The 18,514-nt window shown below is 40.9% G+C and carries 9 protein-coding genes; 4 read left to right on the top strand and 5 right to left on the bottom strand.

Going from position 1 to position 18,514, the window contains the following annotated elements:
* Positions 1–235 precede the first annotated feature (235 nt).
* Together R3E32_05205 and R3E32_05200 are read left to right on the top strand one after the other, a co-directional pair.
* The gene (locus tag R3E32_05205; protein ID MEZ4884119.1) at positions 236–3,217 is read left to right on the top strand and encodes a T9SS type A sorting domain-containing protein; all 2,982 of its coding nucleotides are present in this window, start codon (positions 236–238) and stop codon (positions 3,215–3,217) included.
* 73 nt (positions 3,218–3,290) lie between these two features.
* Entirely contained in the window at positions 3,291–4,268 is a 978-nt protein-coding gene (locus R3E32_05200; protein MEZ4884118.1) for a Dam family site-specific DNA-(adenine-N6)-methyltransferase, read from the top strand.
* A 3-nt stretch (positions 4,269–4,271) separates the two neighbouring features.
* On the opposite strand, the gene R3E32_05195 is transcribed toward R3E32_05200, so the two are convergent.
* Both R3E32_05195 and R3E32_05190 read right to left on the bottom strand, forming a co-directional pair.
* A complete protein-coding gene (locus R3E32_05195) occupies positions 4,272–5,021 on the bottom strand; it encodes a hypothetical protein (GenBank protein ID MEZ4884117.1) in 750 nt (249 codons plus the stop codon).
* Positions 5,022–5,175: 154 nt separating this feature from the next.
* Positions 5,176–11,475, bottom strand: coding sequence for a matrixin family metalloprotease (locus tag R3E32_05190; GenBank protein MEZ4884116.1), 6,300 nt, complete (start codon positions 11,473–11,475; stop codon positions 5,176–5,178).
* Positions 11,476–11,942: 467 nt separating this feature from the next.
* On the opposite strand from R3E32_05190, the gene R3E32_05185 reads away from it, so the two are divergent.
* On the top strand, positions 11,943–13,832 hold the full coding sequence (locus R3E32_05185) for a gliding motility-associated C-terminal domain-containing protein (protein ID MEZ4884115.1): 1,890 nt from the start codon (positions 11,943–11,945) through the stop codon (positions 13,830–13,832).
* Here R3E32_05185 and R3E32_05180 read toward each other — a convergent pair.
* From R3E32_05180 to R3E32_05170, 3 genes are all read right to left on the bottom strand, one after another.
* The gene (locus R3E32_05180; protein ID MEZ4884114.1) at positions 13,804–14,691 is read right to left on the bottom strand and encodes a hypothetical protein; all 888 of its coding nucleotides are present in this window, start codon (positions 14,689–14,691) and stop codon (positions 13,804–13,806) included. The genes R3E32_05185 and R3E32_05180 overlap by 29 nt on opposite strands.
* Before the next feature lie 21 nt (positions 14,692–14,712).
* Positions 14,713–15,999 (bottom strand): GNAT family N-acetyltransferase, encoded by a 1,287-nt coding sequence (locus tag R3E32_05175; GenBank protein MEZ4884113.1) that lies wholly within the window; start codon positions 15,997–15,999, stop codon positions 14,713–14,715.
* Between the two features lie 107 nt (positions 16,000–16,106).
* Positions 16,107–16,634 carry a DinB family protein gene (locus tag R3E32_05170; GenBank protein ID MEZ4884112.1) on the bottom strand — a complete coding sequence of 176 codons (528 nt, stop codon included), beginning with the start codon at positions 16,632–16,634 and terminating at the stop codon, positions 16,107–16,109.
* 380 nt (positions 16,635–17,014) lie between these two features.
* Between R3E32_05170 and R3E32_05165 the strand changes: the two genes are divergently transcribed.
* Entirely contained in the window at positions 17,015–18,487 is a 1,473-nt protein-coding gene (locus tag R3E32_05165; protein ID MEZ4884111.1) for a PLP-dependent aminotransferase family protein, read from the top strand.
* The last annotated feature ends 27 nt before the right edge of the window (positions 18,488–18,514 follow it).

Raw genomic sequence — 18,514 nt, 5'->3', positions numbered from 1 at the left:
GGCTACGCCCCTTGAAGAAAATGTTACCTGCAGTTCTACAAATAGTGTCGCAGCGATGCTGCTGAAACATAAAGAAATTTGAGAAGTTTAGTCAATGGGATTTTTTTTTTTATCTGCAAAATCTGTGATAAAGCATATCAAAAAACACAATGTCGTACAAAACACACTCCAATGTAGGGCGATTTTGTAATATTGCAGCTTCAGTTTATGCGTCCATCATCCACAATCACAAAAAATGAACAAATTTTTACCTTTTTTATTGACTATCATTTTGTTATCTTTCAATGCACAAGCACAAGACCGCCACGAAATAGATGAAAATGAAGTATCTATTTTTGCTGACCGTTTACACATTGAAGTAGAAAATCCCATCAAGCAACAGCAACTTCAAAATTCTGATTTGTGGCACCGCTTTGAAGCCCGTCATGGGTCATGGTTTGTAGGCTTCAATACGATTACCGAATTGCCAATGCGGGCAGCAGGAAAAGGTATTGATGTTGTCATTGAAGGAAATGCCCAACAAAAAGCCCTTTATTTTTTGGAGCGAGAACTGGCAGATTTTAATTTGCCGCTCGAAGCATTGCAGTTTCAGCAAACAAATGAAACGGCAAAGTACGATTATGTGCAGTTTAAACAATTTTACCAAGGGCGAGAAGTGTTGAATAGTAGGGCTTCAATAAGGATTACACCTGACGATAAAGTCGTGGCGTTTACCTTAGACTTGTTTCAAAATATTGAAGTAAACGAACAGCCTGTTTTGCCATTGCAGGTATTGAAGCAGTTGGCATTGAAGGACATAGAAGGAACGGTAAGCGAATTATCGATTTATCCCGAATTGAAAATTTTACCCATTCCTTTTTCTACTGCCCAATACGAATTCAAAGTCGTGTATGAGGCAGATATGGTAGGGAAAGGTACACACAATGAGCCGTTTAACTACTATGTCCTAATGGATGCCCATACTGGACAAACCTACTATCGCAGCAACCGCATTGCTACTTACCATCCTGCGGATAACCCTTATATGATGGGCAATGTGACGGATAACTCCAACTTGGGCAGCGAGTTGAGGGCATTGCCGAATATGCGGGTGGTAATAGGAGGAGAGGAGTTTATCACCAATTCGCAGGGGCAGATTCCGTTTACGTCTGATGCCGAATTGCAGGGAACAGCATATTTAGAAGGGCCTTATTGTCAGGTATTGATTGGAGCAGAGGGTGAAAATGTGCCCTCTTATCCGATTGTGATTCCTGTGAACGGCAATGAAGTACACTTACCAGATACGGCAAAACTTTGGGAATCATCGGTCTTTTACCACACCAATCGAGTGCATGATTTTATGAAACCGTGGCTACCCGATGAATTTACCTTGCTCGATTATTCTATGCCTACTCGTGTACAAAGGACAGATGGTAGCTGCAATGCTTTTTACAATTGGTATGGCATCAATTTTTACAAACAGGGCGGAGGTTGCTATAGTTTGGCAGAATTTGCAGATGTGGTTTTCCATGAATATGGTCATGGTATCAACCATCGAGTGTATGAATATTATGGGGGTTCGATGTCAAACAGTTCTATCAATGAAGGTTATGCAGATGTTTGGTCGCATGGCATTACCCAAAATCCCATATTGGCAGGAGGGTACATGATTGGCAATTCTAATTCTTTTATTCGCCGCTACAATGGCTTCAAAAAGCGTTTCCCAGACAATTGGATCAGTGGGTTTCAGCACAACAACGGCGAAATCGTTGCAGGTTCGTGGATTGATTTGCAGCAAACAATTGGTTTTGACCGAGCTTTTGAGTTGTTTGTGAACAGTCAGGCAGCCGCACCGATGCGTCCAAATGGTCAAGAGGGGCGTTTGTATTCAGATGTACTTTTTGAAGCCTTGATTGCAGATGACGACGATGGTGATTTGTCGAATGGAACGCCCAATAGTACGCAGATTTTCAAAGCTTTTGGAGATCACGGTATTTACTTGCAAGTAGATGCAGATATTACCTTTGAAGAAACGCCAAATGTGCCTGCCAATACGGTCATTGAAGTGCCTGTTATTTTGGACATTGACTTCAATTATTTGCCTTATTTGGAGCGCATCCGATTGAAGTATAAGGACCAACGTGCGACAACCTTCAAAGACATTGACGTGATTAGTCTATCGGGTGACAACAACTATACTGCTTTTATGCTGCCTTTCGCAAAGGGAACGGTGGTGAATTTTTACTTTGAGATACAAGACAGTGGAGGCGCAAATCTACCTGCCATTACTTTCCCTTATGGTGTCACAAATGTGGGTTTGCCCAATCATCCGTACCAGCTTCTGGTGGGCTACAATTTGCTCGAAAACGATGATTTTTCGGATTCGGCTGATTTGTGGAGTACGGCTGTGGAAGAGGATGATGCAATGGCAGAACGCTGGGAGATTGGTTCGCCCATGCAAACGGCTTTGTTTAGTGGGGATGTGGTGCAATCGGGCATGGACTATTCGGCAAGTAACGACAATCAATGTGCGGTGACGGGCTTGAATGTCGAATTTCAAGACTACAGTTTGGATGAAAATCGAACAGGCGTTTGGGCAGGTAAAACAACCTTGACTTCTCGTATCTATGATTTGACTGATTTTGAGGAACCTGCATTTTCGTATTATCGTTGGTTTACGAATCATCAAGGGGTGAATCCGAATACGGAGGCTTGGCGGGTGTATATCACGAACGATGGCACAACGTGGAAATTGGTGGAAAATACCTTGACAGGGGATCGTTCTTGGCGATTTGTGGCGGTGCGTGTGCGGGATTATGTCGAGCCTTCTGCAACGGTTCAACTGCGGTTTGTAGCAGAGGACAAAACGCCTGACATTATTCCGATTGGCGGAGGGGAGCCTTATGATGGGGTGAGTTTGGTAGAAGCGATGTTGGACGATGTGAATTTGTATGATACGGCTTTGATGACGGATATTGAGGATATTGCCATCGAACAAAACAATTGGTTGACCTATCCTAATCCTGCAAACGAGGTGTTGAACATCCGCTATTTGGGTGAAAAGTTAAGCTCCAATATTGTACTTCAATTGTACGGTATGACTGGAAAATTGCAGCATGAACAAATACTTACCCAAGAAATAGAAACGGTGGATACTCGCTCTTTGGTTCAAGGCATTTATTGGCTGCAAATTGTGGGTGAACAGGTGCTGTATCAGCAGAAGATTGTGGTGGAATAGTTTGGGAAAGAAGCAAAAGAATTGCATTTTAGCTAAAGAAAGGTTATTTTTGCTAAAAGAAAATTCTAATTAAATGGCTCATACATCTATACATAGTCCTTTTAGATATGCAGGTGGAAAATATTATGCTCGGAAGTTGATTTTAGAGCATTTACCTCCACATACACATTATATTGAGCCTTTTGCGGGAGGGGCGAGCATTTTTTTTGCTAAACAAAAAGCGAAAGTCAATCAATTGAATGACAAAGATTCAGACCTCGTAAATGTCTATCAAGCTATTAGGGATTTTCCTGACCAATTGATTGACTTTTTAACCATTAATGAAAAATCTATGGAGTTTTTGCCTTCCACATACATTGAAGGGGAAATTCTTGGTAATCCAATTCCTGCAAAGAAAGAACTCCATACTTTTTTTAAGAAGGAATTTAAGCCAACAAATTCAATAGAGGAAGCGGGTAGATGGTTTTATTTGAATCGCACTTCTTACAGTGGCATTATGAATAATAAAAATATGTATTGGGGCTATGGTGCAAAGTATTCTATGCAACCTAAGAATTGGCCAGCCAACATCAGACGTACAAGCAAAAAACTCCAAGATGTAGAGCTTACTGTCCAAGATTTTGAAACGGTAATAGACAATGCTCCTGATAATGCACTTTTATTTATTGACCCTCCTTACTTCAATGCCGATCAAGATAAATTTTACAGTTGTTCTTTTGACAAAGAAGACCATTATAGATTAGAAAAATGTCTGAAAAGAAACAGTAATCGTCTTCAACTATTCATCACTTATGATAATACAGATGAAATTAGACAGTTGTATAATTGGATGATCGAAATGCACGATAAGGAATGGAATTATTGCATACAACGTACAGATGATCAGAAGAATGGAACAGAAAAAAAGGGAAGTAGATACAAAGGAAAAGAGCTTTTTATTTTAAATTTTCAAACGATTGAAGAAGCGTCTGAACTTATTCCAACAGCCAAACAAGGACATATTCCTTTCCCTGAAATTATAGATAACAATACAGTTGATTTGGTAGCTTGATGTTTATGATCTCTCTTTGTGTTTTTCTTTTACAATAGCAATCAAGCGTTTTTCAATTTCTTGAATAGGCCGCCAGTGAGGGTCATTTTTTAATTTCACATAGGGTGTGCGAGGGATAAATCCATTTTCTGCTATATCAGAAGGAATGCAAAATCGCCAATCGTTTTCTGCTTTTAGAAGCAAATCCTTGTTGTTATCCACATCATAAAATTCATACAAAACGCGTTTAGTCTTATCATTGTGAATGATTTCTAAGTCTTCGCCAACTGTATTTCCCTGAATAAGGGCGTTCAATGGATTGGTGATGATTACATCAAACGTATCAACAGCATATCTATCATTGGAAGTGCCAGCTAAGCTGATATTGCTTCTCGAACGATGGCATTTTACTTTAAAATGTGGTTCTTTTATATTTCTTGCACGCTCTCCATTGTTCATACTGCCCCTCACTCCACTTTTGCTTTCTATTTTTAGGCTGATGCCGCTCCTTCTATGTGTGACGGAAATATCCTCATCAGTTTTCCCCGTTTGAGCATTGAGGTTTAGTTTTTGAACACTCCAATTTCTTTTAGAAAGAATAGATGCCAAAGCATACAATGCGTTGTATTCCATCGCTTTGCCTCTAATCATAGGCACAACTTTTTGGTCCTCCAAAATCTCAAATAAATGTTCAATAGGAATACTGTATTTTTTGCAGTAAACGACCATTTCTTTTACCAACTTGTTCAACTCCTCAACGTTCATATCATTCATATTTTGCCTTTAAAGAGATATGCAATAATAGGTACATTTATTTACAAAAATGAATGAAAAGGACTGTTTCAAACGAGTAGATAACCGAAATTTTCAAAATTTCGGTTATCTGTTTTGCCTTTCTACTTATGTCTTTCGTCTAAAATCGCATACTTCAATGCGTTACTACCAATCTTTCATACAGTCGGGTAGTATCATCCAACACCAATTGCAGCACATACACACCAGCAGGAAGATTTCCACCATTGATTTCAATCGAATGTAAGTTACCGCTCTTTACTTGTCCTTCAAACAAGCGTTGAAGTTGTCGTCCTTCAATGCTGAACAAATCAATGGTAATGTGTTGAGAAGCGTAGGTACGGAATTGAAGTGTGGTCAATTCGTTGAAAGGATTGGGTAAAATAGTGAATTCTTGGAAAAACGCTATATCTTCAATACCATTAATCAATTCTACTGTCACCTCTGCGCTTGCCGAGCAGTCATTTTCATGTGTTACGGTCACACTGTATAGCCCAGGGATATTGGTTGTTAGAAACTGTCCAGTATGTCCTGTGTGCCAGAGGTATTCATCGTTTGCGCTGTAAGAACCTGCATCCAAAGTAGTAGATTCATTGTCTGTGATTTGCAAATCACCTGTTATTTGTACATCCGGTGTTGAAATCATATTTACTTCTACATGATTCAATCCTGTACAGCCATTTGTGTCTGTGACGACTAAGGTGTACATTCCCGATTCCGTAACCGTTAAGATGGGATCAAGTTCACCTGTGGACCAACCATACGCTTGATATCCAATCTCGCCAATAAGTTGAGTGCTTTCACCTTCACAAAAGGTAAGATTGCCCAAAATCTGAGGGGTAAAAGGAGGAATCAACTCAACTGCTGCCATTGCAGTACCCGAACAGCCATCTGCATTGCTCACTTGAACAGTGTAGTTTCCTGCCATATCGGTTTCAATTGTGCGGCTTGTTTCACCTGTACTCCATAAATAGGTATCAAATCCGTCACCCGCATCCAAGACTGTACTCTCGGTATTGCAGATGCTTAAATCACCAGAAATTGTAGGTGTTAAACTGTCAGAAAGCGCAACAACTTGGGAGGTCGTACCTGTGCATCCATTTGTATCTGTCACTGTCACTGTGTAAGTACCTGCTTGGCTAACGACAATTTGTTTGGTAGTTGCGCCTGTATTCCACTTGTATTCAGCATAATTTTCTGATACTTCAAGGGTTGTAGAATTGCCATTGCAGAGAGTAGCACTGCCTGTAAGAGAAACTTGCAGTTCGGTTCGTTCTTCCACATTTACCAACACTCCCGCTGTACAGCCATTGAAGTCTGTCACTAACACGCCGTAATCACCCGATTCAGTGACGGTAATAATGCGGCTTGTTTCACCTGTACTCCATTGGTAAGTAGCATAACCCAAAGGTGCTGAAAGAATTGTGCTGGCATCGGCACAAAACTGCAATTCTCCTTGTATGGTTGGGACAGCTGCCTCCAAAACGGTAATGGTCACTTGATTCGTTGCCTCACATCCGTTTTCATCCACAACTGTTACTCTATAAATACCTGCTGTTGTCACCGTAATCGTCCTTGTGTTTTCGCCAGATTCCCATTTATAACTTTCATAACCTTCTTCGGTAGTCAAGGTCGTAGAACTGCCTACACAAAACTGAGTTGCCCCTTCAATGATTGGAGAAGACGCAATGTTTGCTTGAATGGCAATTGCCGCACTTGCCGAACAGCCATTTGCATCTTTGGTTTCAACACTGTAATTGCCGCTTGTAGTTACTTCAATCGTTCTGGTGGTTTCGCCTGTATTCCACAAGTATTGGTCAAAACCTGCTCCTGCATCCAAAGTTGTACTTTCCCCCAAACAAAAATTCGTGTTTCCTGTGATGTTGGGGCTGACAGGCGTATGTATTGTTACCGTCACTTCATCCACACCGATACATCCACTCGCATCTGTGACGGTAACACTGTAAGTGCCACTTTCGGTTACGTTGATGATTCTGGAAGTTGCGCCAGTTGACCAAGCATGACTGGAATAACCCGCACCAGCATCTAAAAGGGTAAACGCACCTTCACAAATATCTAAATCTCCTGTAATGGTAGGTGTCAGCCCCGTAGTTTGCTGAATATCAACGCTTTCGGTATTGACACATCCATTTTGGTCGGTTACTTCCACACTATACGTTCCTGCTGTTTGAACAACAATACTTTTTGAAGTAGCTCCTGTATTCCACAAGTATTTGACAAAATTCTGAGTTACCGAAAGTGTTGTATTGCTTCCCTCACAATAAGACAAACTACCTGCAATGGTAACTGTTGGAAGGTCAAATATATTTGTTTGAATGGAATCCATTCCTGTGCAGCCATTTGTACTTGTCACCGTTACCCCAAAATTGTCGGCTGTGGAAACGGTAATCATACGACTTGTTTCACCTGTTGTCCAAAGGTATTCATTGAAGCCCGCACCAGCATCCAAAGTCGTATTTGCGCCTTCACAAAAATCAGTATTGCCTGTAATCGTTGGTTGAGGTGTCGCTATTGTATTGACAACCAAACTTGTTGAATTGCTGCAATTGTTGTTGTTGGTAACAGTCACACTGTACGCTTCCGCTTGAGTGACCTCAATGGTTTGGCTTGTTTGACCTGTATTCCACAAATAAAAATCATAACCTTCTCCAGCATCCAAAACAGTGCTTTGCCCTTCGCAGAAAGTCGAATTGCCTTCAATGCTTACTTGCGGCAAGGGTAAAGTGTTGATAGTAATGGACGCATTGCCACTGCATCCGTTTGTGTCTTCAACTTCCACACTATAAGTGCCTGCTGTGGTGATAGTAATGACTTGGCTGAGTTCACCCGTATTCCACAAATAAGCAGCATAACCTTCTCCTGCATCCAAAACAGTGCTGCCCCCTGTACAGAAAGTAGTGCTGCCGCTAATCGTAGGTTCGGGATTGTTCAATACTACCGTGCTGATTTCGCTGGTTCCTGTGCATTCATTTGCGTCTGTCACTTCAATACTGTAAGTGCCTGTCTCCGAAACGATAATGCTTGGAGTAGTTGCGCCATTGGACCAGAGGTAAGATTCATATATTGCAGAAACAGAAAGTTCTGTATTGCCACCTTCACAAATATCCGAAATGCCATTGATGATTGGAGAGGGTAGGGGATGAGCGATTACTTCAACTTCATTCGTTCCCGTACAGCCATTTTCGTCCGTGACCACTACCTTGTAAGTTCCCGCACTATTCACTTCAATGCTTGGAGTGGTCATGCTATTGGACCAGATTATTTTTGTGTAAATGGCTGCAACGGATAAAGTTGTGCTTGCTCCTTCACAGAAAAATAAGTTGCCTTCAATAGTTGGAGTCGGTAGTGGATTCACTTCAATGCTCACTTCATCCATTGCAGTACATCCATTTGAGTCGGTTACGATAACCGAATATATACCCGTTTGATTGACTGAAATACTGGGATTTTCGCTTTCATTTGACCAAAGATAACTTTCAAAAATTTCATTTACAGAGAGTTCTACACTTTCGCCTTCGCATATACTTCCTCCTCCTTCAATGTTCACTTGCGGCAAATTGTTTGTTACAACTGTTACTTCATCTGTTCCAGTACAGCCATTTTCGTCCACCACAGTTACATTGTAAGTTCCTGCTTGGTTGACGCTTATACTTGGGTTGGTGCTGCCGTTTGACCAAAGGTAGCTGCTGTATGTTTGGTTCAATGTCAAAAGGGTATTGTCGCCTTGGCAAATCGTCAAATCGCCTTCAATTTCTGGTTGAAGTTCGGCAATAAGCTCTACAACTACGGTTTGTGTACCTGTGCAACCATTTCCGTCGGTTACAGTTACAGAATAAGTGCCTGCCTGATTGACGGTAATGTTGTTGGAAGTGCCGCCATTTGACCAGTTATAGGCATTGAAGCCTGTGTTTGCAGTAAGTGTAGTTGTACTGCCATTGCAAATTTGCAAGTTACCTGTGATGTTTGGGTTTGGAGTAGGTTGTTTGATCACTACTATTTCGTCTGTTGCAGTACAGCCATTGCTGTCTGTTACTAAAACGGAATATGTTCCTGATTGTGAAACGTTTGTTCCAGATGTGATTGCTCCATTCGACCATAGATAGGCACTGAAACCATTGTCTGCAAAAATGAAGGCATTGCTGCCATTGCAGAAAAAGGTATCTCCTTGAACATTGGGTATTGGAGGAGTGTGGGCAAAAACCGTATGCGTATCCGTATTGCTGCAACCATTGGAGTTGGTGACGGTAACGGTGTAAATTCCTTCTGCACCGACATTGATGAGTGGAGTCGTTTGACCAGTGGACCATAGATAGGACTGAAAACCGCTTCCTGCAAAGAGTTCAATTGTTTCGTTTGGACAAAAACCATTTTCACCTGTGATTTGTGGTTGGGGCAATGAATCTGCTGAAACAATGACGGTATCTGTCCCTGTGCATCCATTTGCATCGGTGACAGTGAGGGTGTAAGTGCCTGGAGTATTGATCATGATGGCAAAGGAAGTTGCACCTGTTGACCATAAATAAGAACTGTAAACATCTCCCGCAGTCAGGGTAGTGTTTTCGCCAACACAAAAAGACAGTTCTCCTGTAATGTTTGGTTGTGGTTCATTGGTTTGGGTGACGGTGAAAGAGTCTGTTCCTGTACATCCGTTGATGTCGGTGACAATGACCGTATATGTGCCTGCTGTACTTACGTTTATCGTTTGCGAAGTAGCGTTTGTCGACCAGTCATAACTATCCGAAGCACTATAAGAACCTGCATTTAAACTGGTGCTTTGACCTGGGCAAAAGCTGCTATTTCCAGTAATATTCACTGCAATGGGAAGGCAGCCGCCACTTAGTGAGCAGTTGCTACTGTTCAGTGCAATCATTTCTTCACTGAAGTTATTGGGAAAAAAACAGTATTCGTTGTTGTCTGTGCTATAAGCCATTTTTGCGTTTCCACCTGCAATGTCTTCCATGGATAAAATACGGTTATCTGTACCATTGGACATTACATAGTGCATTACATCGTTGTTGGCACCAATAGTATGCCCTAATCCATGTAAATGCCCCAATTCATGCAATGCTACGGATTCAAAATCGTAGGTCAAGGCAAAAGGGGTACTTGGTGCAGGACCAAAATTCCATGTTGCGCCATTGGTGGGTGGACTGTCAAATTCTATGTCTATTTTGCGTGCCCACCAGAGGGTGTTTTCTTGGTTGCAGACACCTGTGGCAGTTCCTGAGAAGTAACTGTAAGAGCGTCCTAAAATTCCTGATGGCAATCCTGTATTGAAGGTAATGATGCTGATATCATCTGCTGAATTGCTACTCGAAATATTAGTGGTGGTTGTGCTTGGTTTCCAATTGATGTGAGTAGCACACCTCCAACTTTCTAATGCTCTTTCGAAGGCTGCCTTTGCAGCTGTATTGTTGTTGAAATTGGTGTTGTAATGAAAGGTGTAACCTCCTTGGGTGTCCATATCTACTAAAAAGTAGCGTTGGCGTGTGACTTCACTGAATCCTGAATAAGCGTTTTCGATGCAATTGTGTGCCCAATCAACTTGTAAAACATTGGAGGAGGTGATGCCATTGACTTGAACTGTTCCTGTACCTGCATTTTGGTTTACTTTTTCTTGTATGGAAGTGTTTGTCCAAAATAGTACATCACTTGCATAAGCAGATGCGACCATTGTTTGCCCACCATTGTCAGCATTGGCATAATATACTGCATCTTGAGTGCCGAAACCAGAACCATTGATGGTGAGGTAATTGGCAGGATTGACCGTTCCTCCATGAGCTGGATTTGGACTCATGGTATTGATGGGTAAAAGAGAGAAAGAAGGATTGTTGATTAGGTCTTTGAAGAGTGGATTTTTTAGTTTTACTTGACCTTTCTTTTTACCAAGTTCTTCTAATAATTTGTTGTCTGCTTGTGTACGAGGCAAGAATGGTTTGCCATCAGGAGTTGTTATAGATTGTTTAGTGAGGTGGGTAATTCTATCGAATTGTGCTTGTTCTTCGTATTTGGTATTGTTGTGTAATTCGGAGTATAAACCAAATTGTTTGGTGATGGCTCCCTGTGCATCTGCATAGGTTTCTGATTGAAGAAAGGAGGGGCGTTTTTTCCGAATGTTTTTATTGTCAATGATTTGGTTATCACCCTGCAAAAAGAAAATATATTCATTTCGGGGATAAATATCGAATCTTGGAAAAACATGGAGTGCGTCTGCACCAACTACTCCTCCTGTTGTGATGACACCAATTTCTGTTGCGCCGTTGTTGCCTTTGAAGTAAGCAGTGACTTCGATGACGTTCAAAGTATAAATGCGGCTATTTTCTGCATCCCAATAAGGGAATTGATTTTTGAGGTGACCGAGTACAATGATAGGTGCGTTTTTTTCTTTTTCTTCAATGCTGACTGGGTACGTCATACACTGTCCTACTGCTTTTGTGGAAGATAATAATGTAAGGAATAGTACAATGCCAAAAAAAAGCAGTATTGGCGAGTTGATATTTTTTATCATTACTAAAGTATTTGAAATGGACTAAATAATAGTCATGGGATTTTTTTATAGAAAATTTTAATCAATTGTAATGAACAGTTAATTTGTAGAGGGTTATAATGGCTAATTGCATCACAAATTTGTCTATGAGCTATTTAGAAACCAAAACTGTTCCAAAGTTTAGTAGTGAGGGTGCAAGTTACAACATAATAATGTCATTTTATTTTTTGAGTTGTAAGTTGTGTGACAATATTGGCAGGAGTGATTGTCACAACTGGATTTTTTGTTCAACTATGCAGGTAATTTACAGTTGTTTAACCATACATTGTTTTGTTTTTGGAAACGATATGGGTATCTTACCTATTGATTATATTTTTTGGAAAAATCAGTTCTCTATGAAACCTGTTAATATTCGAGTTTTGGTTGTTTGGATGGTGTGTTTATTTTCTTTACAGATGGTTATTTTTGCAGATGGAGAGGAGGGGAGTTGTCAGGGCAGTTTGGGGGATAATATATTCACCAATGGTGACTTTGGTTCGGGAGTTGTTAATTTGGTCACCACCAATCCACAAATTGCACCAGGTTATAACTATACAACCAACGTTCCACCAGGCGATGGGTTTTACACGATTACGAACAATACAGGTGCATGGGGTAATTTATATCCTTCTTGGTTGGCTATCAGGGACAACAGTGCTGATCCTAACGGCTACATGATGGTCGTCAATGCTGATTTTTCACCAGGGTTATTCTACGAACAAGAGGTGACAGGCCTGTGTCCAAACACACAATACGAGTTTAGTGCCGATATTATCAATATGATTCGTATAGGCACCTCAGGGCATTCTGATCCCAATGTAGAGTTTCTTTTGAATAGTAACGTGATTTTATCAACAGGATATATTTTGAAAAGCAACCAATGGAATACCTATAGCTTTTCTTTTTGTACAGGGGAAAATGAAACTAGCCTCACCTTATCCATTATCAACAGTGCTCCAGGAGGGATTGGCAATGATTTGGCTTTGGACAATATTAGTTTTCGGACTTGCGGCCCACTCGCAACGATTGTAGATGATGACAAAACTTCCTATATCTGTATGGGTGCGGATACGCAGGATTTTACTTTACAATCGACGGTGGAGGATGCTACCTACACCTATTTTCAATGGCAGGTGAAACCAATTAATGGGTCTGATTGGCAAGACATTGCAGGGGCAACAGGGCCTACTTACAACATTACCAATTTTAGTAGTGGGGAATTACTGTACCGATACATTATCGCCAATTCTGCTGAAAATCTTCAAAATGCGAAATGTCGTCTGAATTCTACGATTAAGCAAGTAGTTGCTTTACCAATTGAATTTGAGGTGACAACGACAATTTGTGAAGGTAATGAACTGGAAGTTGGAAACAATGTTTACACAAGCACGGGAGTTTATGTAGATTCTTTGGTTTCGAGTATTGGCTGCGATAGTATTCTCACAACCAATCTTACGGTATTGCCAAATCCCAATATAGATGCTGATATTGAAACACTTTCACCCAAATGTATTGGAGAAAGCAATGCACTAATTGAAGTAATAGAAGTTTTTAGAGGAACGCCTCCTTATACTTATTGGCTCAACAATACGGAACTCAACACAACGGGTATTTTTAGAAATTTGATGGCAGGAAACCACGAATTGCAGATCATAGACAAGTATGGATGCGATTTTGTGACCCAAATCTTAATTGAAGAGCCTGAATCTTTGGTTGTAGAAACGATTGATCCTGTTAAAATTGCAATAGGAGAGAGCCTTACTTTGAATACCACTGTGACTCAAACGGATGTAGATTTCCAATGGACTCCTGCCAATGGCTTAGATTGTACGACTTGCGCCAATCCTACTGCAACCTCTTTTGAAACAACCACTTATTCTGTGACTGTAAGGAATGGTGAGGGATGTGTGGCTTCGGATAGTGTGCGGATTGAAGTAGATAAAAATTTCCGATTGGCAATCTCTACTGCTTTCTCTCCCAATGAGGACGGAGTGAACGATTATTTTGAAATTTCAACTCCTTTCGGAAATGCTATTCAAACGCTGCAACAGATGAAAATTTTTAACCGTTGGGGGCAAGTGATTCATGAACAAAGTGAACCTGCAAAATTGCCTTTGTTGGTGAAGTGGGACGGACGCAATGATTTTCGATTGGTGGATACAGGTGTATATGTTTACCTGCTGCAATTTGAGTTGATTGATGGCAGTTCACAAATGTTTAGTGGGACGGTGACGGTGTTGTATTGATTTGTACTTTCACCAATTCACCCAACCTTCTCACCGCCTCCTCTTCTAAGTCCAAAAACAAAGAAGGTTCAATCAATTCCAATTCCATCAAATAAAGTTGTTCTTCTCTTTCTATAGCATCTATTCTGGCGTAATAGTGTGGTAAATCAATAGATTGAAGTATATGGGTAGCTTGTGAAATAAGCGCAGGGCTGACTTCTATCAGTTGATTCCTCCCACCATAATTTCCTTGGATTCGGAAATCACCTGTTGGGTTGGACTTCAATACCACATGGCTAAACTTTCCACCAAAAAACACGAAAGAATATTCCCCTCTTGTGTTGATTTCAGGCATAAAAGGTTGCACCATTACATCTCGTTCCATTACCAACGCTTCAAAGTTATTTTGTTGTTTTTCGGCAGTCGGTAGGTCGGTCAACCAAGTGTGAAAAGCATCCAGCGAAACAGCAGGTTTGACAACGGCTTTCCACCATCCATTTTTCTCCAAAATTTCCTTCAACGAAAACTTGCTGCCTCGCTTCGCAAAAAAGGTGGGAACGATTTGTACTCCATTCGCTTCCATCTCTTTCAAATAAGATTTGTGCATGTTCCAGCGAATTGTTTTGACAGGATTCAAAACGTTTACCCGCTTTTCCTCCAACAATTGCAGCCACTCCCTCCACGCTTCAATGTGTTTGTGGTAATCCCAAGTCGAGCGAATCAATACCATATCGAAGTCTTGCCAAACAATCTTTGCATCATTCCATACGGCATACAGTACTTCAAAACCTGCATGACGCAGATAATCCGCCAACAATTTATCATCTTCTGCTGGATGTGGTAAGTTTCGGCAGGTCGCAAAAGCTATTTTTTTAGACATAATGATAATATGTGGTGGTTTTTAGTAAGGATTCGGTGTCAATTTTTCCATCACTCGACCAGGATGTGCTGCAATCTGAAAATCGGCTTTTTTATACAAATTTTGAGCCGTTTCGGTCATTAGCATCCACCGCCTAAGTCCTTGCAAATCTGGGTAATCGAGGATGGTTTGGGTAAGCCACAATGCCAAACCTTGACCTCTAAATCCTTCTTCAACGAATACATCTGCAAGGTAAGCAAAGGTCGCACAATCGGTGATTACCCTTGCAAAACCAATTTGTTGTTCATGGTGGTACAATCCAAAATTTAAGGAGTTTTGCAGCGATTTTTCGACAATGGCTTTCGGAACATTTTTGGCCCAATAACTCTCTTTGTGAAGGTATTGGAAAATGTACTCTATATCAAGCAATGAATCGTTGGTCGAAATTTGATACCTTCCTTTTTCTGCAATGAATGGATTTACAGATTTTCCCTTCTTCAACTTTGCCTCACCGCCTTCTGGCCCGTAAAATACCACCCATGTCACAAAATCGTCAGAAAAATCCTCAAAACGATGCTCCACACCCGCTGGAACAAACAATACATCGCCTGCTTCAAAAGAATGCCGCACCCCATCATTGAAGAAAATACCCCTTCCTCGATACACCACATAGAGTTCGTCTCGTGTGTGCGGTGTCTGCAAATCCATCTTGTCGGGTTGGTAAATTTCCACCACCATGCTACCATGCTGCAAAGTTTCTACAAAACGTTTGCCATCAGTTCGGTTTGTCAATTTTCCCAAGGCTGTTGCTGCATCAATTCTACAATTTTCTTGGATAAACTGCTCTCTTGTATTGTTTTGTGAAGTTTCTTCAATGGCTTCAATGTCGTCAAAAATTTGGTGGAGGTGGTGTTCCAAATGCCGCACATAATCGCTTATCCACCATTGCAGCGTGCTTTCAGAGCCATCGGTGTTCCATACTTTTAGCGGCAATTTTTCAGGAGGCATTTGCTTCCAAATCCGTACAATTTGCTGGTTGATGTTCAGCCACAACTGCATCACCGCTTGAATGGGCATTTGCTGATAAGCATTGATTCGTACACAATCATCTTGTGCATATCCCTGTATTTGATAAGGTTCGGCACTGTATTGAATTTCCACAAATCGCCGCAAGTTGTTCTGTGCAGAATCTACCAAATGCCCCAAAATTTCCTTTTTTGACCATTTATGCGGTTGTGGTTTCTGCTCCAAAACCGTTGAAGGAATTTTTTGAAGTTGGGTCGGAACAGTTTGAAGGTGCTGTTCGAGGAAAAGAATGAGTTGTTGCATTTTTTGTTTTTGTTGTTTTGGAGTGTTAAGGTGTTAAGGTTTTGGGGTGTTGATATTTTATTTTCTTACATATTGCACCTTACATCCTACATCTTTAATCTTTCGTCTCACACAAGATACCTTTCTTTTACAATTGCCAAATGGTGTATTTCATGTCCTGCAATGATATACGCCAATGCTCTTGCTGAAATTGGATAGTTACTTGCTGTTCCCATTCTACCCCACATTTCATCGTCAAAATGTAGGAAAAGTGAAATTGTAGATGCTCTAACCGCCATGTATTCAGCCAATAAGGATTCGGGACTTCGTTCGTTGGCATTGCAGTAAAGGATGAAATCGTCTTGTTCAAATTCAGGAAGAGCAGTCTTGTCATTGCGGGCAATTCGCAAGGCACGGTAAGCCATGATGCGTTCTGTGTCAATGATGTGCAATAAGATTTCTTTGATGGTCCATTTACCTTCTGCATATCGGTAATCCCATTTATCGGCAGGAATATACTGACAAAAATGTTCCATCGCTTTTTGTCCTTCTGATAAGGCTGCAATGATGTCATTGGTCGCTACTTTGTTGATGTAGCGTTTAAAATAATCGTTGGATTCGTGCAAGGCGGGTCTTTGGAGTTTGATTGTTGTCATGCTTTTTTGTTGTTTTGAAGTGTTGATGTTTTTTGGTTGTGAGACTTTGGAAGTTTTTTCTTAAAAATATAGAATGTTTGAAAATCAGTATGCTCTCAAAAGAAAATTTCCAAAGTCTTTATATTTTATCAGTAACTTATATTATTGAAGTTGCTTAGTTACTTAGTTGCATTGATGTTTTTTGAGATTTCACTAAAAGGTAGCGTCCCACAATTGTAGGAAACACTACCTTTATTGTTATCCAGAAAAAAAAGAATGAAAAGAATTATTTGTTTTTCCAAAAATACGTCATATCTGGACTACTGTAAGCAACCACTTTTATCTTTTTGAATAGTCCACTTTTTTACATAAATTCGCTTTCATTTTCATTTTATCTCCTTATGCTTCCTTACCGTTTATTGATAGAGATTGACAAAAGCTGTTCACAGCCTATTTATCTGCAAATTGTGAATGGGTTTATCCAACAGATTCAAAATGGCATTATCAAATCAGGCATCAAACTGCCTGGTTCTCGAAAATTGGCAGAATTGCTTGATGTTCACCGAAAAACAGTGGTGACAGCTATGGAAGAACTCTATGCACAGGGTTGGGTAGAGTTGGTGCCGTATAAGGGGACGTATATAGCGAGTTGTCTGCCAGAGGTGAAGTCTAAAAACTGGTCGAATGAAGTGGTCAATAGCACGATGCCTGATACAGCAGGTTTTGAAGTACAAGGAGTTGTGCCTTCTAAAATTCCAACTATTTTAACCCAGCGACTTGCTTTTGATGATGGCTATCCCGATGTGCGGCTGGCTCCTGTTGAAGAAATGGCAACGGCTTATGCCCGAAATTTACGGCGATATGCGGGCAGTAGTGTGTTGAGTTATGGTAATTTGTATGGTCAAGAGCAGTTGCGGTTGGTGTTGTCGGAGGAGTTTAATGTCACCCGTGGCTTGAGGAGTACGGCAGACAATATTTTGATTACCCGTGGTAGCCAAATGGCGATTTATTTGACCATCAATACCCTGATTCACAAAGGAGATAAGGTGATTGTAGGCGAAACCAATTATCATGTTGCCAATCGCTGTTTTCAAATGGTAGGAGCCGAAATGTTGCGGATTCCTGTGGACAAAGATGGGTTGCTTGTGGACGAAATAGAAACTTTGTGCATCCAACACAAGATTAGGGCAATCTACGTTACCTCACATCACCATCACCCAACGACAGTGACATTGAAGCCTGAGCGACGAATTCAACTGCTGGTCTTTGCCGAAAAATATCGGTTTATCATCATTGAGGATGATTACGACTATGAGTACCATTATGGCAACAGTCCTGTACTGCCTTTGGCGAGTGCCGATCGCCAAGGTTTAGTGGTGTATATTGGTTCTTTCTCCAAGCTTACCGCACCTGTTTTTCGATTGGGCTATGTGATTGCGTCCAAAAATGTGATTACCGAATTGGTCAAATTGCGGCGAGTGATTGATTTGCAGGGGGATGCGGTATTGGAGTTGGCGTTTGCCGAAATGATGGAAGCGGGCATTATTCGCCGATATTTGAAAAAGGCGTTGAAGCAATACCGAATTAGGCGAAATATCTTTTGTGACCTACTGCAAAATAACTTGGCGGATGTGGTCAACTTTGATGTTCCTTCGGGAGGGATGGCGGTATGGGGGCAATTTACAGAAAAGGTGAGTTTGGTCGAACTCTCTAAGATTGCACCCAAATATGATGTATATATTGGTGATGGACAGATTCACAATCCCCTCAACAAAAACTTGAACAACACCCGATTGGGTTTTGCTTCAATGAATGAACAGGAAATGGAAGAAGCGATTGGCGTTTTGGCGCAGGTGATTCACCAGCATTTTTGAAATCGCTGAATCAAACTGTCTGATTAT

The sequence above is a fragment of the Chitinophagales bacterium genome (assembly GCA_041392475.1).
Classification (GTDB): Bacteria; Bacteroidota; Bacteroidia; order Chitinophagales; family UBA2359; genus JAUHXA01.
This window is presented reverse-complemented; position numbering and strand designations above follow the sequence as displayed.